Source organism: Vibrio sp. 1401 (assembly GCF_033340295.1).
Map to the genome: position 1 here is coordinate 1 of NZ_JAWOWF010000682.1, position 559 is coordinate 559.

1 protein-coding gene is annotated in these 559 nt (G+C 38.1%); it reads left to right on the forward strand.

The genetic code is table 11. The annotated features are described in order from the left end of the window. Positions 1-58: 58 nt before the first annotated feature. A partial coding sequence (tagH, locus tag R7Z77_RS27565; RefSeq protein WP_318137335.1) for a type VI secretion system-associated FHA domain protein TagH occupies positions 59-559 on the forward strand: 501 nt, incomplete at its 3' end.

Genomic DNA, 559 nt, shown 5'->3' on the forward strand with positions numbered 1-559 from the left:
AAATCTAATTATAAAAATCGATATATAAATATTTAGCAGGTCTTTGGCGAGGTTTTTCATGAAATTGGTATTGACCATAACGAGTTTCCACAAATTTACTCCGGAAATAGAGAGTGAGTTTGTGTTTGAATCAAGTGATGAGCATGCAAAGGTAACCTTCGGACGCTCAGAACAATGTGACTGGACGTTACCAGACCCTGAGAGAGTTATTTCTGGGACTCACGGCGAATTGATTAAATTTGGCGATAAATATCTAATTAAAGATTTATCAACAAATGGCACATTTGTTAATAATGCAGTTACTCCAATCGGCCAAGGGAATGAGCTTGCTTTGTCCCATGGTGACACTGTTGCTTTAGGCGATTATCAAATACAAATTAGTATTAGTGATATCTCTGAAGATAGGACAGAGCATCAATTTACATCTAAACCAGAGGTTAAGACGCCAGTTGGATTCGAACAGCACGTAGAATCGATTCCAGAGGTGGAAGATTTTGGTTTAAGTGCTGCCGAGTTGATGGATGAAAGTGTACCATCAGATTTTCAGTTAGACATTGGT